Consider the following 22,232-nt stretch of genomic DNA (forward strand, 5'->3'; position numbering starts at 1 on the left):
GCTGTATCTACTTGGTCTCATATTCCGATGACTTCAGACGCTGATCAGAACATTCGTCCTTGGCAGCATGACATTCATTCAGCCTTCAAGACTTCCAATGTCGGGCACATTTCCTACGTGCCGGATGGAGGGCATCGTGGGTTGATTCATTTGTGTGAGCAGGACGCCGACATTGGTACCACCGTATTGACAACGGAAGAGGAGGGCGTCGCGCTGTCAGCCGGGCTATGGCTCGGTGGGAAGCGAAGTGTGGTTCTCATGCAGTCTTCGGGGGTTGGCAACTGCTTGAACATGTTCACGCTCGCAGAAAACTGTCGCCTCCCGTTGGTCCTCTTGGTCACGATGCGAGGAGAGTTTGCCGAGTTCATACCGTGGCAGATTCCGATGGGGAAGCGAGCCGGTGCGGCTCTGGAATTGATGGGATTCGACGTGTTTCGCGCGGAGGATCCGGAAGCCGTCGGGGAGATTTGCTCGGGTGCGCTTGATCACGCGTTCTACTCGAATCGATGCGTCGCAGTTCTCCTGGCACAGCGACTTATCGGTCGCAAAAATTGGGCAAAGTAAAGGTAGAGCAAAGATGAATGAACTTCGATTGGAACGCCGCGCCGCAGTTGCACACCTGCTTGATGACAGGAAGGAATCGATCGTCGTCGCGGGCCTGGGATCACCGATCTACGATGTCTTTGCGGCGGGCGATCATTCGCTCAATTTCTACGACTGGGGCGCGATGGGCTCAGCAGCCATGGTGGGCCTCGGTCTCGCCCTTGCACAGCCGCGGCGTCCCGTCATCGTATTCACCGGCGACGGCGAGATGCTCATGGGCCTGGGTGCATTTGCGACGATCGCTCAACATTGCCCGCCGAACCTCGCAATCGTCGTGCTCGACAACGAACAGTATGCGGAAACGGGAATGCAGCGTACCGCGACAGGCATCGGAACTGATCTGGCTGCAGTGGCCCGGGGCTGTGGGCTCAAGAATGCGGTCACGCTTACCTCGGACAGCGAATTGACATTGCTGAAGGAGAAAATTCAGGCGTGCGATGGCACGAAAGTCGCGGTCCTGAAGATCGTACCGGGTGACCAGCCGAGAACGATTCCGATGCGGGATGGTGCAGCGATCGCAAACCGCTTCATTCTCGCTCTGTAGAAGATTACGATCCGGCATCAGGGAAGTTCGATAGGAGGGCCCGGTGAATCTGCTCAATAAGCAACGAGGAAGTTGTGTAAATGGCAGGTTGACGGACTGAATCGCCGAGAGCCGGCCTTCACGCATCGTGCAGAACCATGTCGAAACATAAAAGAGGAAAATGATGGAGAGCGGAATCGACCATCACGGAGACGCGGTTGAAGAGTTTGATTACATCATCGTCGGCGCGGGTTCGGCCGGTTGTACGCTAGCGGCTCGGTTAAGCGAGGATGCCAGTGTTTCCGTGCTTCTGCTCGAGGCCGGCGGGCGAGACAAAAATATCTGGATTCATATCCCGGTCGGGTATATCAAGACGCTGGATATGCCGCGGCTCAACTGGAGATTCTGGTCCGAACCGGATCCGTACACTTACAATCGACCGATTTCGATTCCGCGCGGCCGTGTGCTCGGTGGGACGAGCTCTATCAATGCGATGCTTTATGTGCGCGGCGAGAGGCAAGACTACGACGGTTGGGTTGCGCTTGGGAACCGCGGCTGGTCGTGGGACGAGGTTCTGCCGTACTTCTGCAAAGCGGAGAACTGGGAGGGTACGCCGGCGCCGTGGCGCGGAAGAGGCGGGCCTTTGAATACCAGGGATCTCTACGAGCATGGTGAAGTTCCCGATGCGATCATTGCCGCCGCAGCGCAGTGTGGTTATCCGATCAATCCGGATTACAACTCGGGTGACACGGAAGGGTTCGGATACTTTCAGGTTACGCAAAAAAATGGCCGTCGCTGGTCGACGAGCCGGGCGTATTTGCGGCCGGTGATGGGGCGTCCGAATCTCAAGGTTGAAACTGAAGCACACGCAACGTCGGTCACGTTAGCGGGAAAACGCGCAACGGGTGTTACCTTTGTGCAACGAGGGCGAGCTCGTGCCGTCAAGGCTCGTCGAGAGGTGATATTGGCGGCTGGCGCGGTGCAGTCGCCGCAGCTTCTGGAGCTCTCCGGCATCGGGAACCCCGAAATTTTGCGAGCTCACGGGATACCGGTGCGTCACGCGTTGCCTGGGGTGGGCGAGAATTACCAGGACCACTTCATCGTGCGCATGTCCTGGCGGGTAACCAGGCCAATTACGGTTAACGAGAAGGTGCATGGTCTGAACCTCGCTAAAGAGGTCGTCAAGTATGCGTTCAAGCGACGCGGTGTGCTGACGTTCGCAGCAGGGGTGGTGTGCGGTTATGTGCGTACCAAGCCGGACGTTGCGACGCCGGACATCCAATATACGATTGCTGATGCGACATTCAAGGATCCCGTGAAGCGGGTTTTGGACCCGGAGCCGGGCATGACCATTGGCCCGTCTCCGTTGCGTCCGGTCAGTCGCGGGTCGATACACATTGCGTCGGCGGATCCGATGGCTGCGCCCAAAATATGTCCGAATTTCCTGCATGCGGAAAGCGATCGCGTGACGCTGGTGGATGGCATGAAGATCGCGCGGCAAATTGCTTCTGCACCTGCACTTTCATCGTATATCTCGCACGAAGTGGGGCCCGGGTCCTCGGCTGGCAGTGACGATGAGCTGCTCGATTTTGCCAGGCGAACCGGGGCCACGATTCATCACCCTGTCGGAACGGCGAAGATGGGGAGCGACGAGATGGCGGTGGTCGACGAGCGACTTCGGGTGCGTGGTATCGACGGATTGCGTGTAGTCGACGCATCCGTTATGCCGACAATCGTGTCAGGCAATACAAACGCTCCAGTCATCATGATTGCCGAGAAGGCATCGGACATGATCAAGCAGGACGCGAAAAATAACACCGGCGGAAGCAGCAAGATATCGATCAGTCGAGAACCACTTTCGCGCGATTCAGAATCTTCCTCGCCCGTTCGATAACCGGTCGGTCAATCATGCGGCCATCCATCATGACCGCGTGCGTATTTTGCGTTGCGGTAATGACTCTCTCGGCCCATTCGATTTCGGCTGCAGAGGGAGCGAAGATCGCTTGTGTCAACGCGAGCTGAGTTGGATGGACGCAAAGCTTGCCGAGGAACCCGAGGTTGCGTTCGAAGCGAGCAGAGTGTTCGAACACATCCAGATCGGCAATATTTTCGGTGACGCCGGCGATTGGGGCAGGCAGGCCGGCAGAACGCGAAGCCACAACGATTCTCGAGCTCGGATATATCAGGCCGACGTGCTCGTCGGGCGGGAGGTCGACGTCGGTCTGATAGTCCATGTTGCCAAATGCAAGACGGCAGAGTGGCTGCGCAGACGCGATTTCGTCGACACGGACCACCGCTCGGGCCGTCTCAATCATTCCGACAAGCGTCGTGTTGGGGGGAAGTGCCTCCTGGGCCATGGTCACTTGATCCGCCGAATCGACCATGGTCAGAAATACGCCAGCGATTTGACCGGAGATCCGGTGCAACGCCGCGGCATCAAGATGGAAGTCGCTGCTACTCACGGGATTGACGCGGATGGCTACTCGACGGCCGTCCGAGTTAGCGAGGAAAGCGATTGTGTTGTGTCTTGCGACGTTCTTGCTGGACGCTATGACCGAGGCCTCCCAGTCGATGATGACGACATTTGCGTCGCTCTGCAGCGCTTTCGGGAAACGCTCGGGGCGATCGCCAGGGACGAACAGAAAAGACGTCGCACTTTCCAGCAGTCGCTGGTCGCTCGAGTCTCGAGGCGCGCGCTCGGAAGGGGACAGCGTAGATTGCTTCATATGCGTCCTTTGTCGAAATTCATAGCACTTTCCAGATCGACGTTGCGCTCGCTACGAGGGCGCCGGACTCGTCCGACACGGTCGACTGGAGAAAGCAGATTTGCCGCCCCTTCCGCATGAAATGGCTGCAAGCTGTCAGGGTTCCCTCGCGTGCTGCCCGCATGTACTGGATGTTCATCTCGAGTGTCGCGCCTGCCCCCACGTGATGTTTGAGCAGGTGCCCCATCGAGATGTCGAGGAGTGTCGCGGTTATCCCCCCATGCAGAGAGCCTTGCGGGTTATACATGAAGTCGCGAATCGGCATCGTGACGGTACATGAGGTTTCACCGTACTCGACGCTCATCCCGAACAGGCGGGCCAGAAAAAAGGTATTGAAGTCTTGGCGGTACGTCTGGATTGCGTTCTCGAACGCGATCCGTGCTTGTGATTCGTCCATGATATTGAGTACGTTTTCTGGCTATTGTTGAGCGGTTTGCTCCGCCCGATCGCGAATCACGCCCCGAGCGGCCAGTTCATCGAGTTGATGCGCGGAGAGCCCGAGAAGCGATTCGAGGATCTCACGCGTGTGCTGGCCCAGCATCGGTGGTGGCGATGCGTGGGTCATGGGCGCATCGTCCAGGCGAACCGGGTTTGTGATGTTTTTCACCACCCCTGCAATGGGATGATCCATCGAAAGAATCATCCCGCGCTCGGTCAGTTGCGCAGCTTCACACACTTCGCCCACTGTCCGAATCAAGCCGCACGGGACGCCAGCGTTACCCAACTTTTCGACCCAATCAGCTCTGCTGTTGCCCCGGAGGAGCGCGGCAACCAACGGCCGCAACTCGTGTCGATTGCTCACGCGCAGTGGTGCAGTTGCAAAGCGTGGATCGTCGACCAGATCGGACGCATTGGCCACCTCGCAGAACAGTTTCCAGAATTTGTCGTTCGCCACACCCAGATTGATCCATCCATCGGATGCCTGGAAGGTCTCGTACGGGCAGATGGTCGGGTGTTCGTTACCCCGTCGGGTCGGCGATGCCCCGGTGGAGAAGTAAATGCCCGCGTTGAAGGTGAGCAACGAAGCGAGTGCATCCAGCATTGAAATTTGAACCGAGCGTGCAACGCCAGTTCGATTTCGTTCGTACAGTGCCGAGAGGATGCCTTGTACGGCGAAGAGGCCCGCGATCATGTCCGCGATCGATGTGCCAACCTTGGTCGGTTGGCCGCTCGGGTCGCCCGTAATGTCCATGACGCCGGCTTCACCCTGCACGATCAGATCGTAACCAGGGCGCTGCGCATCGGGCCCTTGTGAGCCGAAACCAGAGATCGAGCAGCAGATCAGCCGGGGATTGATACTTCGCAACGTCTCGTGATCGAGGCCGAGGCGCTTCATGGCGCCGGGTCGGAAGTTGTCAACGACGACATCCGCGGTCTCGATCATTCTCAGCAGAATCTGTCGTCCCGCGTCGCTCTTCAGGTCGATCGCACAACTACGCTTGTTACGGTTGACGGACAGAAAGTAGGCGCTTTCGCCTGCGACGAACGGCGGCCCGAACGCTCGGCTGTCGTCCCCGCTGGTGGGTTCCTCGATCTTGATGACGTCAGCGCCGAGATCGGCCAGATGCATGGTCGCGAATGGACCTGACACGACTCGGGTTAGATCGACAATCCGTATTCCCTCAAGGGGGCGTGCTGACGTGCCGCTATCGAACGTTGCGAATCCCGCGTCCATCTGGCTCTCCTCAATGTGTCTGAGCCAGCATAGCGGCAGCATCTATATTTCTGAAATGGATTTTCTATATCTAAACATTCATGTAAAGTATGATCGATTGTCTTCGCGATAAAGGTCACCGGGATGAACCTCCGCTCCGTAGATTTGAACCTGCTTGTCATCTTCGATGCGCTTATGCGGGAGCGGAATGTGACGCGGGCCGCGCTGAGAATTCCGATGAGTCAGCCTGCCATGAGCAACGCGCTGTCCAGACTTCGTCATCTGTTCAAGGATGATCTGTTCATTCGTTCCGGCGGGGCGATGGAGCCCACGCCGCGGGCCATTGAGCTCGGTGAGTCCGTGCGGCAGATTCTTCGGCAGACAGAGCGGCTGATGTCGAGCGACGTCAATTTCGATCCCGCGACGAGTGAGCGTGAATTCACCGCGCGAATGTCCGATCTGGTCGGTTGCCTGTTGTTGCCCCAGCTACTCGCTACGTTGTCGGAATCCGCACCACGCGTCACGCTGGACGTACTCCACCTGTCACCGGAGCGAACGATCAAGGCGCTGGAAAGCGACGAACTGGATTTCGGTGTCAGCATGCAATTGCAACCCGCGCCGAATATACGGAGCGAGAAGCTGTTCATGGACCAGATGGTGTGCGTCATGCGCGCCGATCACCCGCTGACGAAGGGCAAGCTGACGCTCCAGCGTTTTCTGAATGCGGATCATCTTCGGGTGGCGATGAGCCCGACCGACATACGTTTTGTCGATAACGTCCTGGCCGACCAGGGTTATTCCCGGAATGTGGTGGCGAAGGTCCCGCATTGGCTGCTGATCCCGCCGATCCTTCGCGAGACTCAACTGATCGCCGTCATTTCCGGCAAGCTGGCTGCGCGTTTCGCATCGGAACCATTGGCGGTGCGCGCATTGCCATTCCCGTCGGAGCCATTCTCGTGGGACATCTACTGGCATCGTCGCAACGACAACAGCGTGGCGCACAAATGGATGCGGAGCCTGATTGCCAGTACCTGCGCCTCGCTCTGACGGTCCGGTTGCGATGAACCGATTTTTTCCGCAATAGGGTGGCGATATTTCGCATTGGGTCACTAGCGCCCGACGCGTAGCCTCAACGTGTGGGCCCGGAAAGTAGTACGCCGCCTGCCCTGATCTGCAAGCCTATCCAGCCTCTTGGCTCGCCATGCTTTCCATCCATTGCTCGAACGCGGACACCGCGGCATCGTCGGCGCGATCGGCGTTCGTCACCAGCGTGTAGTCGTCGGCGCGCCATACAGGCGATGCAATGGGACACACGAGGCGGCCTTCGGCGAGATCGCGCCCGATCAACGGCAGCGACGCGAGTGCCACGCCCAGCCCCTCGATGGCCGCGCCGAGCTGAAGATTCACATGATCGAATTCGACATGGCGCGCCGCGCGCAGATCGGCAGCGCCCGCTTCCCGCAACCAGTGCGACCACGCTGAGCGCGTCGTGGCCGAATGCAGCAGCGTGTGATGGCGCAGGTCGGCCACGCTCTGTATCGGATGCTGCCGCAGCAACGCTGGGTTGCAGGCCGGCACGCGCAGGTCGGGCATCAACGGGCGCGATACGACGCCCGCACCCTGTTCCGGACCGGAGCGAACACCGATATCGAAAGCGTCGGCGACATAACGCAGTTTGCGCGATGTCGTCGACACCCTGACGTCGATGTCGGGATACCGCGAATGGAAATCGGCAAGCCGTGGCAGCAGCCAGCAAAACGCGAAGCTCATCGGCACATTGACCCGCACGACGCCCGATATCCGGTGCGCGAGGGTATTGTGGCGCAGCCGCACCACCGCGGTACCGAGGTGTTCGAACGCGTGGCTGACGTCGTTCAGCAATACGGCCCCTTCGTCGGTCAGCACGACGCCGCGCGGACGACGGTCGAACAACGGCAGGCCGAACCAGTCCTCCAGCAGCCGGATCTGTTTTCCGACCGCCCAATGGGTGACATGCAACTCCGCCGCCGCGCCCGCGAAGCTGCCGTGCCGCGCGACCGCATCGAAAGCGCGCAGCGCATTGAGCGGCGGCAACTCGTCCCGATTCTTCGCAGCACCTCGGCTTTCGCTCATGACGTACGTGACTTTTTCTCTCCGTTGACGCGATTTTAGCTCAATTGATATGACTGATACCTCGGCCATAAAATTGACGCGTCCAACCAGAAGAACACACCACGAGTGGCTTCCATCGGCCACTCGTATAGAGAGAACGTCGATGCGCTTGCCGGTTTTTTCCCCTCCCGTCACTCGGGACGCTGTGCCATCACGACCGCGCGTGCTATGGCTATCCTGCATTGCACACGCAATCCACGACGGCTATACGGACATGATCTACGCGCTGCTGCCCGTATGGCAGTCCGAGTTCGGGCTCGACTTCGCGGCCCTGGCTATCCTGCGCGGCCTCTATGCCGGCACGATGGCGGTGCTGCAGTTGCCGGCAGGACGTCTCGCGCAACGCCTGGGCAGTCGCGCCGTCCTCGCGATCGGCACGCTGCTCGCCGCGCTGGGCTATGCAATCGCCGGCATGTCGGGCGGCCTGCTCGGTTTGTGCGTGGCGCTGGCGATATCGGGCGGTGGATCCAGCACGCAACATCCGATCGCATCGGGCGCAATCTCCCGCACCTATGGGCGTGACGCGAGAGGCCCGCTGAGCCTCTACAACTTTTCCGGCGATCTGGGGAAATCCGTGCTGCCGGCAGCCATTTCGCTGCTCGTGACCATGATGCCGTGGCGGCACGCGCTATGGGTCGTCGCCGGATTGGGCTGCGTCGCTGCCGCCGGCATCGCGCTCTGGTTTCCCGCCGTGCCAAGTGGCGCCGGAAAGACGGCGGCAAAAGAGCAAGCGTCCGCTCAACGCACGGGCACCCGGGGGCGCGGATTCAACGCGCTGTTTTCCATTGGCGTGCTCGATACGGCCGTACGCATGGGACTGCTTACCTTTTTGCCTTTCCTGCTCAACGCGAAAGGCATCTCGCCCCAACTGCTGGGAACGGCCCTTGCGCTTGTTTTCATTGGCGGGGCGGCCGGCAAATTCTTTTGTGGCTGGCTTGGCGCGCGTATGGGTGTGGTGAGGACGGTGCTGCTCACGGAAGGCGGTACGGCCGCGTGCATCATCGGCGTGATGTATCTGCCGTTGGCGCTTACCATGGTGCTGCTGCCGATTCTGGGCATGATGCTCAACGGCACGTCGTCCGTGCTGTACGGAACCGTTCCGCAGATGTCCCCGCCCGAGCGCACGGAGCGCGCATTCGCGATTTTCTACACGGGAACGATCGCATCGGGCGCGATATCGCCTGTCCTCTACGGTTTCCTCGGCGACAAGATCGGTGTGCAGGCCGCCACGTATGCCACCGCGTTTACCGCTCTGGCAATTTTTCCGCTCGTGCTCGCATTGCGCCCGCATCTCGGAGATCACTCGACAGGATGAACACCATGACGAAGTCTGACTACCCGACCGTCGCCGTTGTCGGTCCGGGCGCAATCGGAACGACCGTCGCCGCGGCCCTTCATGACGCTGGCCGCACGCCGGTGATCTGCGGCCGCTCGGCGCACGAGCGGTTGATGCTGCGCTTCGATGGCGGCGAGATCGTCGTGCCCGGGCCCGTGCGGACCGATCCGCAAGCGGTCAACGAAAGATTCGATCTCGTGTTCGTTGCGGTCAAGTCGACGCAAGTGGCGAGCGCGGCACCCTGGATCGCGGCGCTATGCGATGCGAAGACGGTGGTCTGCGTGCTGCAAAATGGCGTCGAGCAAACAGCCGCCTTCGCGCCATATGCGGCCGGCGCGGCGATCGTGCCATCGGTCGTCTGGTTTCCGGCGCAACGCGAATCGGATGCGTCGGTGTGGCTGCGCGGCAAACCGCGGCTCACTGTGCCCGATACGCCGGCGAGCAATGTGGTGGTCTCGGCGTTGCACGGCACGCGATGCCCGGTCGAGGTGGCGGACGATTTCATCTCGCTCGCATGGCGAAAGCTTTTGCAGAACGCGGTGGCTGGCCTCATGGTGCTGACTGGCCGCCGCGCCGGCATGTTCTCGCGAAGCGACATCACCGAACTGTCGCTCGCCTACCTGCGGGAATGTCTCGAAGTCGCACGTGCGGAGGGCGCGAAGCTGGGCGATGAAGTGCCGCGGGAGATCGTCGACGGATTCCATCGCTTCCCGCCCGATTTGGGGACGTCCATTCTTGCCGATCGGCAGGGTAACCGCCCCCTCGAATGGGACTGCCGGAATGGCGTGGTGCAGCGATGCGGACGAGCTCACGGAATTCCGACGCCGATCAGCGATCTGGTCGTGCCGCTTCTCGCGGCCGCCAGCGATGGTCCGGGCTAGTAGCAAGGAGCCCGGTAGCCGACCCGAAGCTGTCACGGACGGATTTCGAGGTGATGGAGCCTTTCGAATGCCTTTCGGATTGGGTCAGCGAACGTCTCAAACGGGCCGAACGCCGACGTTCCTGGCGTTTCCCCGGAAAGCCGCGACGAACCGTATTTTATTGGTACTGTGAATAGTTAGATACAACATATCCATTTCGAAAATAAACGCTGCAGACCTATCGTTGAGTCTGCAGGCCTCCAGACACGAGTCTACGTGTCGAAGCCGGCTGGTCGTCGGCGTTCCTGTCGGCGCGACAAGGAAAGGAGGAGACCCAGATGCACAACGAGCTCACCGCGGCACGCCGTAGTGCCTTCAGCGCCGACGAGAGGAGAGTGGTTTTTGCCGCCTCCCTCGGAGCTGTATTCGAATGGTACGACTTCTTCTTATATGGATCGCTGGCGGCACTGATTGCTGCGCAATTCTTCAGTAGTCTGAATCATACGACTGCGTTTGTTTTCGCGCTGCTGACCTTCGCGGCCGGGTTCATTGTTCGACCGATTGGAGCGCTTGTATTCGGCAGACTGGGCGATCTCGTCGGCCGAAAACACACGTTTCTATTGACGATTCTCATCATGGGTTGCTCGACGCTGTTGGTCGGGTTGTTGCCTGGCTACGCAACCCTGGGCGTTGCCGCACCGATTATCTTGGTCGTTCTTCGAATGCTCCAGGGCTTGGCGCTTGGCGGAGAGTACGGCGCGGCGGCGACATACGTTGCCGAGCACGCGCCGCATGACAAGCGAGGCGGGTGGACCTCATGGATTCAGACCACGTCCACGATCGGGCTGCTGCTGTCGCTGGTCTTGATCATCACCGTGCGTTCGCTGACGGGTACATCGTTCGAGGTGTGGGGGTGGCGCATCCCCTTCTTGTTTTCCGGCGTCCTGTTGGGGATTTCCGTATATGTGCGTCTTTCGATGCATGAGTCACCGGCGTTCCAGCGCATCAAGGCAGAGGGACGAACGTCTCGCGCACCGTTGTCGGAAGCATTTGGTCAGTGGCGCTATCTGAAGCTCGTCCTGCAGGCTCTGTTTGGATTGCTTGCGGGACAGGCGGTTGTATGGTTCACCGCGCTTTTTTACGCGATGTTCTTTCTGACGCAGACATTGAAGGTCGATGCCGGCACAACGAACTTGTTAGTGGGACTTGCGCTGGTCATCAGTACACCGCTCTACGTATTCTTTGGACGTCTTTCCGACCGCATCGGACGAAAGCCGATCATTCTGTGTGGCTCGTTCCTGGCGGCATTGACTATCGTGCCGATCTTTCATGGGTTGACTCACTTTGCCAACCCGGCATTGGCTGCCGCTCAGGCGTCTTCGCCGGTGGCCATCGTCAGTGATCCGGCCGACTGCTCGTTCCAGTTCAATCCAACCGGTACCGCATCGTTCAACAGCGCGTGTGACGTTGCGCGCCGTGTGCTGTCGGCAAATTCCGCAAGTTACGCGACAGTCGATGCAGCCGCCGGGTCAAGCACGCGCGTCAAGATTGGCGCAACGGAGATCGCTGCGCCTTCGTTGAAAGGGCTTGCTCCGGCACAAGCGAAAGTAGCGGAGCAGCAGTTCAGGGTGGCCACGATCAGGGCGTTGGGCGAGGCAGGATATCCGCTGAAGGCTAATCCGGAGACGGTGAATCGCCCGATGATTCTCGTTCTGCTTGTGCTGCTCATGGCGTACGGAGCGATGACCCTTGGCCCTATTGCCGCCATTCTTGTCGAGATGTTCCCCACACGGATCAGGTACACAGCGATGTCGTTGCCGTATCACGTCGGCAACGGCTATTTTGGTGGGCTACTTCCGACGGTGTGTTTTGCGCTGGTTGCGCAGACAGGGGACATCTACTTCGGGCTCTGGTATCCGGTGACAGTCGCAGCGGTGTCGTTCGTCATAGGGCTGGTGTTCATCCGAGAACCTCGTCGAGACGCACTTTATAGCGACGACTAAGCCATCAAAATATTCACTAAGTGAATGTCGCGATACCGTAAATCCATTTGATAAATGAATGGTGCGTTCTTAAAGTCAAGTTGCGCGACGGCAAATGGAAACCGGGCCGCGACAAATCTTATCCAGGAGAGCAAGAGTCATGAGTAATGCTGAACAACTCAAGAGCGAGATCAAGGTTGTCATGTTCGATCAATACGGTACCGTGGTCGACATGCAGAGGGGGCTGACGGAAATCGCCGCACCCTTTCTCAAGGAGAAGGGTTGGACGGGCAACCCGAATTCGTTCGTGACGTGGTGGCGCCGCACTCACTTCGAGAACTCGATGATCGATGCGCTGCTCCACAAGGAGCACACGCCGTACCGTGAAATCGGCCATCGTGCGGTCGCCTATACCCTGGAGCGCGCAGGCATCCAGTACACGCAAGAGGAAGTCCGCTATCTCGTGTCGTGCATCGAGCGCCTCAAGCCGTTCCCAGACGTTCCCGAGGCACTTGCACGTCTGCAGACGCGCTATAAGATCGTGGTTCTTTCGAACGGCGATCCCGACATGCTTGAAACGGCCAAGGAATACCACAAGATTCCGTTCGACAACGTGATTTCCGTGAAAGCCGCCGAGTCGTTCAAGCCGCACGTCGCAACTTACACGAAGGCAGCGGAGATCATGGGGGTGAAACTCAGCGAAGTTCTGTTCGTTGCGAACCATGCATTCGATTGCATCGGTGCAAAGTCGGCTGGCATGCGCTCGGCATTCATCGACCGTCGCAAGCGCCCGTTCGGAGGCACGCCGCACCAACCGGATATCTGGGTTGACGACATGTCTTCGCTCGCGGATCTGATGGTCTAACCAAACTACACCTGACGCTTCGTCATCGGATGCGCCGGTGCATGGTGGCTTCGAAGGCGAAGTATTGATGCCGACTGAGAGCGTATGGTTGGCATACGGAAGTGTTGTTCCGGCGTGGTGAATCGAAAGGGTGCCACGCCGATCATTTTGGCTATGTTCTCGGCAGCGCGATCGCGAAGGTCGTCGCAGAATTCGTTGCGCGTCATCGCTCGAGCCTGGACGTCGGCGATGCAGCACTGGAAGCGTGTTTTTTCATCCAGCTCCACAACTCTTCGGCCGCGGTATTCTGGTTTTCTGCCGAGCGATAGATGCGGATTTCCAGGTCGGTCGCCCAACTGTCTGCGCCGGCTATCGCCACCGACTTTTCTTGCAACTCTCGCGCTATGCAACTCGCAGGGAGCCATCCTAGTCCGTTGCCTGCCACGACCATCGCCTTTACGGCCTCGGACATGTGCGCTTCGAAGGTACGCCGCAGACCGCATGTTTCTACTGAGTTCAGGATGAGCATTTCCACGACGTTGCCCAAGAATGTTCCAGGCGCATACGCCATGAATGGAATTGGCTCTTGAGACTCGCCAGACAGTCGATACACCGCACTTCCATTTGCATCGGTCGCAGAGACCGGAATCAATTTATCCGTGCCCAGCGTCAGAAAGGGGAAGCGGTTGGCATCGAGAAGGATGGGTAGTTGCGGGTGATGGTAGGCAAGGAACAGATCCGTGTCGCCTTCCACAAGGGCTTGCACGCCATCCGGAATATTGACCGCCTGGACTTTTGCCTTGATGTGCCCGAGTTCGTCCCGCAGTTTTCTGAGGCGCTGTGGCAGAAAGGTAAAAAGCAGCGTATGCACGACGGAGAGGCGCACCACCTGCACACCGTCGGCGACGAGTTCATGGGCGTGCGCCAGCGTGCGCGCGGCGTAGATGCCTCGCAGTATCTCGGCAGCCTGGCCGCGAAACATGACCCCGGTTGACGTTAAGCGTACGGGACTGACCGTACGATCAATGAGCTTTGCACCCAGCCAGGTCTCGAGTGCGGCGATCCGGCGGCTCAGGGCCGATTGGGTCAAGTGGCGATCGTGGGCAGCGCGAGAAAAGCTTCTTGTTTCCGCCAAAGACAGGAAGTCCTCCAGCCATTTCGCTTCCATTTCAATTCCGAAAGAAGTTCTGAGAGACGCCCGTGGCGACTCTACGGGTACGAAAACACCACTGTCCTACATCGCGCGTCTTTGCTCAATGCCGGATCCGACGCATGGTATTCCGAATGCGCATGGTGCTCACGCATACGAAATCTGGACACGTACTCTCGCCTGGTCGATACGGGAAGCCGCTCGTGTACGAGCAGAGACGCCAACCCGGCCGGCGAGCAAGCGCGAGCACCGCGCGCTCGACCCGCGGGAGGCGGATTCAGCGCTCAACCGGGATCGACCCACGCTCGCGAGTATTGCATCTGTCTCGCTTACTTCTGCAAGGAATGTGTATGAACCCCGTATTTCAACATTGCAAAAATCCGTCCTGGCTCGATGCCGCAAAGGCGGATCGGGCTGCGGCGGCCGTCGAGAACCTCGGTGAGTGGCGCATGGCAGTGAAGGAGATTCACAGCTGGCCCGAGTATGAGTCACAGCCGTTGCACTCGCTCGATAGTCTTGCGGCGCAAACGAATGTGGCGAAGATCTACTATAAGGACGAGAGCCAGCGCTTTGGTCGTGGTATGGGCAGTTTCAAGGCTCTGGGCGCCCCGTATGCGGTATTTTGCATTCTGGCAGACGCTGTAGAGAAGAAGACCGGTACGCGTCCGACATCGGACGATCTTCGGAGCGGCAAGTACCGGGAAATTACGGAGCGTGTCACGGTTACTGTCGCGACGGACGGAAACCAGGGGCGCGGTCTGGCCTATGCGGCGAAAGCGTTCGGTTGCCGCTGTGTTGTCTATATCCACGAACACGTCAGCCCGGGCAGGAAAGAGGCCATGGAGGCGCTTGGCGCCATTGTGATTCGCATTCAGGGCGAATACGAGGCATCCGTGGGGCGTTCGCGCAGCGACGCGAAGAACAACGGATGGCATTTCGTGTCGAGCACCTCGTGGGACGACTACGCTTCCGGCTCACCGCGCGATGTGATGAATGCGTATATGGTGCTCGTGGACGAGGCGCTGCAACAGCTGCCCGATCCGAAAGCGATCACGCATATTTTTGTTCAGGGTGGCGTCGGCAGCATCGCCGCTGCGATTTTCCTGCGCTTCTACCAGGAACTCGATGGCGCTGCGCCTCGCATGGTGATGGTCGAGCCGAATGAAGCCGATTGTTTGTATCAAAGCGCATTCAACCGCACGCCGACTCCGTCCGCCGGATCGCTGCACACCATCATGGCTGGGCTGGCATGCCGTGAGGTTTCTCCGGCCGCCTGGGCACTGCTCGATTGGCTCGGCAGCGATTTCGTTACGATCCCCGATTCGTGGGCAGAAGATGCCATGCGCGCGTTGGCAGCCGGTAACGGAGACAGCCCGATTGTGTGTGGTGAAACCGCGGCGGGAGGGACTGCTGTGGTTCTGAAGGCCAAGGAACTCCCCGAACTCCGCGAGGCGCTGGGCCTTGACAAGCAGAGCCAGATTTTGCTGTTTGGTCTCGAGGGCGCAACGGACCCGACTATCTATGAGCAGATCGTTGGACGATCGGTAGCCGACGTTTTCGACGGCGTCGCACGATAAATCGAAACGGGAGGAGCGAGCGCCGTCGTGCGATGTCGCACGGCGGTCTTGATCCAGCAGGGTGGCCGGTTTTTTGAAAATCGGCGGCACTAAATTCAAAGAAATATCGGTTCGAATTTTTACCGACTGAGTACGAACGCCACTCAGTTGCATTCGAAAGGCCGATCATCCCGGCAAGACGCCGTCACACGACGCATCGAGTGGTCATGGGCTTGCCAGGTTAACAGGAGACTGCCGTGAGCAAAACTGCGGAACGCTTGTCAGCATTGGGGATTCGGCTCCCCAATATCCCCACACCAGTCGGAAGCTACGCCCCGTACTACCGAGCCGGAAACCTGCTGTTTCTCTCGGGGCAAGGGGCTCGGAACGAAGACGGAACGCTTAGAAAAGGACGTCTCGGAAGCGGTTATACGACGCAGGACGGATATGACGACGCCCGAAGAATAGCGTTGCAGCTCCTTGCTACTGCCGAACGTGCAGTCGGGGACCTCGACAATATCCGGGGCATCGTGAAGATCTTCGGAATGGTGCAGGCGGATGCTGACTTCAAGGAGCACCCGAAGGTGATCGATGGGTGTTCGGAGCTATTCATGGAGGTGTTCGGCGAACGAGGGCGGCATGCGCGCTCTGCGGTTGGAATGGCTTCGCTGCCGGCGGGCCTTGCGGTCGAAATCGAAGCGATTTTTGAGGTCGCTTAGTCGCAGTTGACGAACCTGCCTTTCAGGTTCCTCCAACAAAAAAACCGAACATTACGCCACGTCGGAAATCCGTCCGATGGATGAGTGTGTTCGCCGAACGGTCCCATTGAGAATTCCATGAGAAAGACCCCATCCCTTACGCGCTATATCATTGGCGCGATGATCCTTGGCGCCATCGTCGGGGCGATCTGCCACAATCAAGTTCAGGATTCCGCGAAGCTTGCCTCGATAGCCGGGTACCTCTCGATCGGCACTGAAGTATTCCTCCGCTTGATCAAGATGATTGTTGCGCCGCTTGTATTCGCAACCCTTGTACCAGGCATCGCAAAAATGGGGGATGTGGGTGCGGTGGGTCGGGTCGGCCTGAAGGCGATGTCCTGGTTCGTCGGCGCATCGTTGGTGTCGCTCGTTCTTGGTCTTGTTTTGGCCAATTGGCTTCAACCCGGAGCCAATACCAATTTTCCGCTCCCCGAGGTCACCGCGAGCGTATCGTTGAGCACCAACGCGTTCTCGCTGAAGGACTTCATCACTCATCTCGTCCCCCGCTCCGCTGCGGAGGCGATGGCCCAGAACGAGATTCTTCAGGTCGTTGTTTTTTCCATATTCTGTGGGATCGCTTTGGCGGCACTCGAAGAACGAGGCAAAATGCTGGTGCAGGTGGTCGATCAGCTCGGCATGATGATGCTGAAGATCACGGAAGCGGTCATGCGCTTCTCTCCGATTGCCGTCTTCACTGCTATCGCTTCGATTATTGCCACCAAAGGTCTAGGTATCCTGATGACCTTCGCGAAGTTCATCGGAATGTTCTATCTGGGGCTGGCAACTCTTTGGTCGGTACTGATACTCGTGGGTTTCATTTTCCTTGGACGCAGAATCTTCTCGCTGATCAAGATGATTCGTGCGCCGTTCCTGCTTTCTTTCATGACGGCGAGCTCCGAGGCAGCGTTTCCGCAAATGCTCACGGCACTTGATAAATTCGGTGTGAGTCGCCGTATCTCGAGCTTTGTCCTCCCGCTCGGGTATTCATTCAATCTTGACGGGACGATGGTTTACTGCACCTTTACGATCCTGTTCATCGCGCAAGCATACGGCATCGCCCTGCCGATCGAGACGCAAATCACGATGCTCCTGATGCTGATGGTGACTTCCAAGGGAATCGCGGGCGTTCCTCGGGCATCATTGGTGGTCATTGCAGCGACGCTCGCGCATTTCAATTTGCCGGAAGCAGGTCTGCTCATGATCATGGCTATCGACACGTTCATGGATATGGGGCGGTCTGCGACCAATGCCGTGGGGAACTCTATCGCGTGCGCGGTCGTGGCGAAGTGGGAGGGCGCATTGGATGCGTCAAGAACGAATGCGCCAGAGACGGAAACGGAGCTAGTGGCGCGGCGCGAAGCAGGAGGAACGTCGCCGTCTCCTGGAGTATCGACTTGATTGGAACCGCAAGGGGTTCTTGCTATTGATGAAGCCGCGCAACCAAGGTCGTTTCGTTTGGCCATAAACTACAGGGGGTATGCCTACCAAGGAGCATCATGAGCCGCCCCCTTATCCCTGATCTCAGCTCTCGCGAGCTTCAAGCGGTATGTACCATCGCCGAATGCGGCAGTTTCATGGCGGCGTCAATCACTCTCAATGTTTCCCAACCAGCATTGACGCGTACGGTCCAGCGTGTCGAGCAAGCTATCGGTCTCGACATCTTTCGTCGCACAACGCGACGACTGGAAATCACTGCGGCCGGTGAAGAATTCGTTGCGCTGGCCAACCGTATTCTCGCGGATCTGCGCATCTCGGTTGACAGCATGCGCGAGATTACGGATGAACTGCGAGGTCAAGTCATTGTTTCCACGGTGATGTCTGTTGCATGTATCCATCTGCCCGGCATCATAGCCCGCTACAGCAAGTCGAAACCGCGTGTGGAAATCCAGATTCGCGAGGGTGTCTACGGAAAAATCGTGGAAGACGTTCGCGGTGGTGTAGCCGACTTTGGCATCACCTACATTGATGATGTGCCTAATGAGCTGTCGACCATCAAATTGGCCATCGAAGCGTTCCATGTCGTAATGCCGAACGGGCATCCGCTATCGAAGAAGCCCGGTATATCGCTCGAGGAGGCATCGCACTTTCCCATGGTGTCGATGCCCAAGGAGTCGCAGACGAGACGACATCTTGAGGGTCTAGCGCTTGCGGGCGGCTTGGTGCTTCAACACGCCGTTACAGTCAGTCAGTTCGCGACCGTTATGCAATGCGTCCAGGCCGGGGTCGGATTGGCGATCCTGCCGGGAGGAGCGGTACCGAGCGCACTTAGCGCCGGTCTTGTTTCAAGACCGCTAACGAAGCCTGTCGTCAATCGGACACTGGGAATCGTCCTGTTGAAGGACCGAGCGCTAACGCCGAGTGCGCGTGGATTTCTTGGCCAGCTTCAAGCGTCGTGGGGATAGGCTCGGCAGCATATATGCATATTTCGCAACAAATATTCGAAACAATTGGATGTATGTATTTGTCGGGTGCGACGGTACGATGCCCATCTAGCTGTCGAGGTGGATGCATTCCAGCATCGTGACGGAGACACCCAGATTCCATTTGAATTCGGAGATTTGATTTGAAAACGATTGGTATTGTCGGCGGAATCGCATGGCCGAGTTCGATTATTTACTATCAGACGATTAATAGCCTTGTCGCTCAACAGATGGGTGGCGAAGGTCTGCACTGCGCGAAACTGGTCCTTGCACAGACCGACTTCGAGGAGATCGAACGTCGACAACGAGAGGGGCGCTGGGATATCGTGGGCGACTTGCTTGCTGCAGAGGGTAACAAGCTGAAGGCTGCGGGCGCCGATTTCTTCCTTCTAGCCTGTAATACCGTGCATACAGCAGCTGAGCGGATCGAGGCGAATGTCGATCTGCCGTTCATCCACATAGTCGATCCAACGGCCCGCAGCGTGCTGGAGCGAGGCTACAAAACCGTCGGTTTGCTTGGCAGCCGCTACACGATGACAGGAACCTATTTCGTTAGCCGGCTCAAGGATCGCTATGGCCTCGACGTTGTCATTGCGGAGGGTGAGCATCAGGAGAACGTACACAACGCCTTGTACGAAGAACTCGCCAAGGGCATCTTCCTGCCCGAAACGCGCGAGAAGTTCAGGAGAGCGATCGCCGACCTGGTATCTCGTGGCGCGGAAGTGATCGTTCTGGGATGTACGGAGTTCGGCATGCTTGTCAAACCCGAGGATAGCCCCGTCCCGATTATCGATACGACCATTGCTCATGCCGAGGCTGCAGTCAGATTGGCATTGGCGTCCGAATAGCGTCTCGGTCACATCAAGCGCGGCCAGTTCCAACAGCCGGCCATGGTCTTGCATGCGTCGCGCCGAGTCGGGCATGACTTGAGCTTCTTCCGTGCGGTCGTAGGGGCCGCGCGGAAACAGCTCCTTGCGACATACACTGCGTTGACCGCTTGCGGCTTACGTTTGAGTACCTCGATGAAGTGCCGGTAATCAACGTCGCAGTGCCTCACGCGCGGTCGCAGCTTCGGCGATTGGGGTGACGTGTTCGGCGCCGGCGTGCTCTTGCCGCTGCTCCTTCCGACACACCGGCGACGGGCGTCGCCCCGTACACGCTTCCTTTCTCGTCGTAGCGATGCCGGCCATCGGCGCTCTGTCGCACCACTCTCCACTCTGAGTCTTTGTCAGGCATAGGTGTCCACCTTGAATAGGTGGGCGCCTATGCTCGTCACTCCTGGCGACCACTGCCAGACGTTGAAGAAGTACCGCTTACCCTCGACCCTTCATTCCGCAGGAGGTGGGACCGCCAGAGACCTGGCGTCCTCGGCATGGAGCGGCGACGCGGAATAGCGACGCTCCCAAGAACGCGTCAGCAGTCGCGCGTCTGGCGACCGCAGCGCCTCATTCAATACGTCCGTTAATTTCCTTAGTCGGCAACAACTCGCATCCGTGCGCCGGGACTGCGCTGAACATCGACGTGCCGCATTCGCCGCGGAGATGACGTTGGGTTCCCCTCGCTACGGAAGTTGATGGCCCCGCCTGCCACTCGGGCACTTTGGTATGGACGCGAGGCTCCGGCGCAGGGGCGAGGAAGATTTTATTTCAAATGAAGACACTTTATCTCGTTTGTCGCGGGTAGAAAATAAGCGAAAAATTCACTTCAGCTGCGAACGCAGCCGCCGAGTAATCCGGGAAGCTGGCTCTGACCCCGACGGGTCGCCCGCAATAGCTTTTCTTCTCATCGGCGGTGAGATCCCGAGTTCGCGAGCGGAGATGCGGCGCCGATGCGCCCCAAGCCCGTTTCGCATTCTCTATTTCCATTTGTTGAGGTGAACAATGAAATCCCGCTTGATCGTAGCCATGCTTGTGGCGCTATCCGCCTATGTTGCTACCCCGGCTTTCGCTAGCGAAAGCACCGTAACTCGCGCGCAAGTACGTGCGGAGTTGGCGGCGCTTCAGCAGGCTGGCTATTCGCCAAGCCGTCCGAACGACCCGCATTACCCGGACAATTTGCAGGCGGCATTGAACCGAATTCGAGACAACAGCGGCGGTGCGACCGAACGGCAGAAACTCGGCAACAGCAGCAACAGCGATTACGGGACACAGTCGGGCCGTGGCGCCGTCGCGAGCACGGCCGAGCATTCAACCTATTTCGGTCATTGAGCACTGTGCCACGAAGCTCGCCATTGACTGACACCGTACAGGGTGGCGCGGAGCAGATGGTGTTTGGCGCGCTGATCCCAACGCTGTCGGATAGTCATTGTGGTGTGAGGGAATACATTCCGACCTGGCGCCTTTCGCGGCAGGCCGTCCCGCCGCTGGCGGGACGGCTTATAGGCGCTGATACGTATCGTGAGTTCCGTGGCGCCCCTCGTTGCTCGACGACGCAATGCCCGTGAGGGGTGGCGGTGCTACCTACGTCAAGGTCCGGCGGCGCGGTCCCAATATACTCGCTGCACTGGACATTGCGTCACTTCGAGTTGGCACGAAACACGATAGAGACACGCTACACGGTGCTTCTCACCAAGCCTCCATCTACGCAGAGGTTCTGTCCAACGATGTATCCCGCAGCCTCGCTGCACAGGAAGGCACACGCCGCGGCAAATTCCTGAGGCGTTCCGGCTCGGCCCGCGGGCACGCTTTCGATCATGGCGTCGGCCACGGCGCGCAGCTCGCGAAGGCGGTCGGTCAGGATCGTACCGGGAAGCAGATTGTTGATCGTCACGTTGAACGGCGCCACCTGCCTTGACACGCCGGCAACATAGCCCGTGAGGGCCATTCGCGGCGAAGTGGACAACTCCATCTTTTCTAGAGGCGTGCGCACCGTTACCGAGGTAATGTTCACGATGCGGCCAAAGCGGCGTTCGATCATCCCTGGCAACACACCTTGGATGAGGTCAACGGCAGAAAGAAAATTCAGCTCCAGCGCCTCGTGCCATTTGGCCGCATCCAGCTCCATGTACGGCACGGCCGGTGGCCCGCCGGCATTTGTCACCAGGATATCCGTGCTCTGGCAGGCGTCCAGCAACGCCGTGCGTCCGGCAGGTTTCGACAGATCCGCCACCAGCCACTCCACACCCGATGTCGCGTGCGGCGACAACTGCTCGGCGGCACGTCGCAAATTTTCTTCGCTTCTCGACACAAGGGTCACGTGCGCCCCCTCGGCTGCCAGCGCCCTGGCGCAGGCAAATCCCAATCCCGTTGATGCGCCGCACACCACTGCCCGACGGCCGACGATTCCAAGATCCATTTCAATGCTCCATTATTAAGGATTACAGCGCAATGCCCGGCACCACAACGAACTCGGCTTGCGACACCGGTAAGCGAATCGCTTTGGCGGTTTGATACTCGGGTGACTCGTAGAATGCACGTGCATGATCCATGTCCGGGAATTCCACGAGGACCATTCGGCGTTGCTCCTCCGGGCCCTCCAACGTCATCGGCGCCTGGCCCCGTGAAAGAAAGCGCCCGCCGTGGGCTTCGATGACGGTGGGGCTCAATGCCGTATAGCCGGAATAGATTTCGGGATCATCGACCTTGACACGTGCGATCAGATAGGCAGGCACAATGGGCTCCTTCTATAGTC

21 protein-coding genes are annotated in these 22,232 nt (G+C 58.8%); 14 read left to right on the forward strand and 7 right to left on the reverse strand.

The window, feature by feature from the left end:
* Positions 1-27: 27 nt before the first annotated feature.
* The 3 genes from BAMB_RS31925 to BAMB_RS31935 all read left to right on the forward strand — a co-directional run bounded on the left by BAMB_RS31925 (position 28) and on the right by BAMB_RS31935 (position 3,020).
* Positions 28-564, forward strand: coding sequence for a hypothetical protein (locus tag BAMB_RS31925; protein WP_011661282.1), 537 nt, complete (start codon positions 28-30; stop codon positions 562-564).
* Positions 565-577: 13 nt separating this feature from the next.
* Positions 578-1,147: a thiamine pyrophosphate-dependent enzyme gene (locus BAMB_RS31930; RefSeq protein ID WP_011661283.1), complete on the forward strand. Its 570-nt coding sequence runs from the start codon at positions 578-580 to the stop codon at positions 1,145-1,147.
* A gap of 163 nt (positions 1,148-1,310) precedes the next feature.
* Entirely contained in the window at positions 1,311-3,020 is a 1,710-nt protein-coding gene (locus BAMB_RS31935) for a GMC family oxidoreductase (protein ID WP_011661284.1), read from the forward strand.
* On the opposite strand, the gene BAMB_RS31940 is transcribed toward BAMB_RS31935, so the two are convergent.
* Genes BAMB_RS31940 through BAMB_RS31950 form a run of 3 tightly spaced genes read right to left on the reverse strand, consistent with a single transcriptional unit; the run spans position 2,968 to position 5,566 of the window.
* Positions 2,968-3,852, reverse strand: coding sequence for an HpcH/HpaI aldolase/citrate lyase family protein (locus tag BAMB_RS31940; protein WP_011661285.1), 885 nt, complete (start codon positions 3,850-3,852; stop codon positions 2,968-2,970). The two genes, BAMB_RS31935 and BAMB_RS31940, sit on opposite strands and share 53 nt — an antisense overlap.
* A gap of 19 nt (positions 3,853-3,871) precedes the next feature.
* Complete coding sequence (locus tag BAMB_RS31945; RefSeq protein ID WP_011661286.1) at positions 3,872-4,288, reverse strand: PaaI family thioesterase; 417 nt, start codon at positions 4,286-4,288, stop codon at positions 3,872-3,874.
* A 21-nt stretch (positions 4,289-4,309) separates the two neighbouring features.
* Positions 4,310-5,566: a CaiB/BaiF CoA transferase family protein gene (locus BAMB_RS31950; RefSeq protein ID WP_011661287.1), complete on the reverse strand. Its 1,257-nt coding sequence runs from the start codon at positions 5,564-5,566 to the stop codon at positions 4,310-4,312.
* Positions 5,567-5,689: 123 nt separating this feature from the next.
* Here BAMB_RS31950 and BAMB_RS31955 point away from each other — a divergent pair, with 123 nt between their 5' ends.
* The gene (locus tag BAMB_RS31955) at positions 5,690-6,592 is read left to right on the forward strand and encodes a LysR family transcriptional regulator (RefSeq protein ID WP_011661288.1); all 903 of its coding nucleotides are present in this window, start codon (positions 5,690-5,692) and stop codon (positions 6,590-6,592) included.
* Between the two features lie 132 nt (positions 6,593-6,724).
* On the opposite strand, the gene gcvA is transcribed toward BAMB_RS31955, so the two are convergent.
* Entirely contained in the window at positions 6,725-7,657 is a 933-nt protein-coding gene (gcvA, locus tag BAMB_RS31960; RefSeq protein WP_041491820.1) for a transcriptional regulator GcvA, read from the reverse strand.
* 142 nt (positions 7,658-7,799) lie between these two features.
* Here gcvA and BAMB_RS31965 point away from each other — a divergent pair, with 142 nt between their 5' ends.
* The 4 genes from BAMB_RS31965 (at position 7,800) to BAMB_RS31980 (ending at position 12,739) form a co-directional block, all read left to right on the forward strand.
* Entirely contained in the window at positions 7,800-9,011 is a 1,212-nt protein-coding gene (locus BAMB_RS31965; RefSeq protein WP_041491821.1) for an MFS transporter, read from the forward strand.
* A gap of 5 nt (positions 9,012-9,016) precedes the next feature.
* The gene (locus BAMB_RS31970) at positions 9,017-9,913 is read left to right on the forward strand and encodes an oxidoreductase (protein ID WP_011661291.1); all 897 of its coding nucleotides are present in this window, start codon (positions 9,017-9,019) and stop codon (positions 9,911-9,913) included.
* 317 nt (positions 9,914-10,230) lie between these two features.
* Positions 10,231-11,895: an MFS transporter gene (locus tag BAMB_RS31975; protein WP_011661292.1), complete on the forward strand. Its 1,665-nt coding sequence runs from the start codon at positions 10,231-10,233 to the stop codon at positions 11,893-11,895.
* A 139-nt stretch (positions 11,896-12,034) separates the two neighbouring features.
* A complete protein-coding gene (locus BAMB_RS31980) occupies positions 12,035-12,739 on the forward strand; it encodes a haloacid dehalogenase type II (protein ID WP_011661293.1) in 705 nt (234 codons plus the stop codon).
* A gap of 202 nt (positions 12,740-12,941) precedes the next feature.
* On the opposite strand, the gene BAMB_RS31985 is transcribed toward BAMB_RS31980, so the two are convergent.
* Positions 12,942-13,886, reverse strand: coding sequence for a LysR family transcriptional regulator (locus BAMB_RS31985; protein ID WP_011661294.1), 945 nt, complete (start codon positions 13,884-13,886; stop codon positions 12,942-12,944).
* 332 nt (positions 13,887-14,218) lie between these two features.
* On the opposite strand from BAMB_RS31985, the gene BAMB_RS31990 reads away from it, so the two are divergent.
* From BAMB_RS31990 to BAMB_RS34745, 6 genes are all read left to right on the forward strand, one after another.
* Positions 14,219-15,445, forward strand: a complete 1,227-nt coding sequence (locus tag BAMB_RS31990) for a diaminopropionate ammonia-lyase (protein ID WP_011661295.1) — start codon at positions 14,219-14,221, stop codon at positions 15,443-15,445.
* Between the two features lie 236 nt (positions 15,446-15,681).
* On the forward strand, positions 15,682-16,143 hold the full coding sequence (locus BAMB_RS31995) for a RidA family protein (RefSeq protein WP_011661296.1): 462 nt from the start codon (positions 15,682-15,684) through the stop codon (positions 16,141-16,143).
* A gap of 117 nt (positions 16,144-16,260) precedes the next feature.
* Positions 16,261-17,580 carry a dicarboxylate/amino acid:cation symporter gene (locus BAMB_RS32000; protein ID WP_011661297.1) on the forward strand — a complete coding sequence of 440 codons (1,320 nt, stop codon included), beginning with the start codon at positions 16,261-16,263 and terminating at the stop codon, positions 17,578-17,580.
* A gap of 98 nt (positions 17,581-17,678) precedes the next feature.
* Positions 17,679-18,584 carry a LysR family transcriptional regulator gene (locus BAMB_RS32005; RefSeq protein ID WP_011661298.1) on the forward strand — a complete coding sequence of 302 codons (906 nt, stop codon included), beginning with the start codon at positions 17,679-17,681 and terminating at the stop codon, positions 18,582-18,584.
* A 161-nt stretch (positions 18,585-18,745) separates the two neighbouring features.
* Entirely contained in the window at positions 18,746-19,450 is a 705-nt protein-coding gene (locus BAMB_RS32010) for an aspartate/glutamate racemase family protein (protein ID WP_011661299.1), read from the forward strand.
* A gap of 1,032 nt (positions 19,451-20,482) precedes the next feature.
* Positions 20,483-20,809, forward strand: coding sequence for a DUF4148 domain-containing protein (locus tag BAMB_RS34745; RefSeq protein WP_011661300.1), 327 nt, complete (start codon positions 20,483-20,485; stop codon positions 20,807-20,809).
* Between the two features lie 343 nt (positions 20,810-21,152).
* Here BAMB_RS34745 and BAMB_RS32015 read toward each other — a convergent pair whose 3' ends face one another.
* Both BAMB_RS32015 and BAMB_RS32020 read right to left on the reverse strand, forming a co-directional pair.
* Entirely contained in the window at positions 21,153-21,896 is a 744-nt protein-coding gene (locus tag BAMB_RS32015; RefSeq protein ID WP_011661301.1) for an SDR family oxidoreductase, read from the reverse strand.
* Positions 21,897-21,918: 22 nt separating this feature from the next.
* Positions 21,919-22,212 carry a DUF1330 domain-containing protein gene (locus BAMB_RS32020; protein ID WP_011661302.1) on the reverse strand — a complete coding sequence of 98 codons (294 nt, stop codon included), beginning with the start codon at positions 22,210-22,212 and terminating at the stop codon, positions 21,919-21,921.
* Between the last annotated feature and the right edge of the window lie 20 nt (positions 22,213-22,232).

The sequence above is a fragment of the Burkholderia ambifaria AMMD genome (genome assembly GCF_000203915.1).
Taxonomy (GTDB): Bacteria; Pseudomonadota; Gammaproteobacteria; order Burkholderiales; family Burkholderiaceae; genus Burkholderia; species Burkholderia ambifaria.

What these genes read in the sequence shown, in the direction of transcription:
- BAMB_RS31925 (WP_011661282.1), top strand. Translation starts at nt 28, where the DNA reads ATGACTTCAGACGCTGATCAGAACATTCGTCCTTGGCAGCATGACATT.
- BAMB_RS31985 (WP_011661294.1), bottom strand. Translation starts at nt 13,886, where the DNA reads ATGGAAGCGAAATGGCTGGAGGACTTCCTGTCTTTGGCGGAAACAAGA.
- BAMB_RS31955 (WP_011661288.1), top strand. Translation starts at nt 5,690, where the DNA reads ATGAACCTCCGCTCCGTAGATTTGAACCTGCTTGTCATCTTCGATGCG.
- BAMB_RS31980 (WP_011661293.1), top strand. Translation starts at nt 12,035, where the DNA reads ATGAGTAATGCTGAACAACTCAAGAGCGAGATCAAGGTTGTCATGTTC.
- BAMB_RS31930 (WP_011661283.1), top strand. Translation starts at nt 578, where the DNA reads ATGAATGAACTTCGATTGGAACGCCGCGCCGCAGTTGCACACCTGCTT.
- BAMB_RS31945 (WP_011661286.1), bottom strand. Translation starts at nt 4,288, where the DNA reads ATGGACGAATCACAAGCACGGATCGCGTTCGAGAACGCAATCCAGACG.
- BAMB_RS31950 (WP_011661287.1), bottom strand. Translation starts at nt 5,566, where the DNA reads ATGGACGCGGGATTCGCAACGTTCGATAGCGGCACGTCAGCACGCCCC.
- BAMB_RS31990 (WP_011661295.1), top strand. Translation starts at nt 14,219, where the DNA reads ATGAACCCCGTATTTCAACATTGCAAAAATCCGTCCTGGCTCGATGCC.
- BAMB_RS32000 (WP_011661297.1), top strand. Translation starts at nt 16,261, where the DNA reads ATGAGAAAGACCCCATCCCTTACGCGCTATATCATTGGCGCGATGATC.
- BAMB_RS34745 (WP_011661300.1), top strand. Translation starts at nt 20,483, where the DNA reads ATGAAATCCCGCTTGATCGTAGCCATGCTTGTGGCGCTATCCGCCTAT.
- BAMB_RS31965 (WP_041491821.1), top strand. Translation starts at nt 7,800, where the DNA reads ATGCGCTTGCCGGTTTTTTCCCCTCCCGTCACTCGGGACGCTGTGCCA.
- BAMB_RS32005 (WP_011661298.1), top strand. Translation starts at nt 17,679, where the DNA reads ATGAGCCGCCCCCTTATCCCTGATCTCAGCTCTCGCGAGCTTCAAGCG.
- gcvA (WP_041491820.1), bottom strand. Translation starts at nt 7,657, where the DNA reads ATGAGCGAAAGCCGAGGTGCTGCGAAGAATCGGGACGAGTTGCCGCCG.
- BAMB_RS31970 (WP_011661291.1), top strand. Translation starts at nt 9,017, where the DNA reads ATGACGAAGTCTGACTACCCGACCGTCGCCGTTGTCGGTCCGGGCGCA.
- BAMB_RS31940 (WP_011661285.1), bottom strand. Translation starts at nt 3,852, where the DNA reads ATGAAGCAATCTACGCTGTCCCCTTCCGAGCGCGCGCCTCGAGACTCG.
- BAMB_RS31935 (WP_011661284.1), top strand. Translation starts at nt 1,311, where the DNA reads ATGGAGAGCGGAATCGACCATCACGGAGACGCGGTTGAAGAGTTTGAT.
- BAMB_RS31975 (WP_011661292.1), top strand. Translation starts at nt 10,231, where the DNA reads ATGCACAACGAGCTCACCGCGGCACGCCGTAGTGCCTTCAGCGCCGAC.
- BAMB_RS32015 (WP_011661301.1), bottom strand. Translation starts at nt 21,896, where the DNA reads ATGGATCTTGGAATCGTCGGCCGTCGGGCAGTGGTGTGCGGCGCATCA.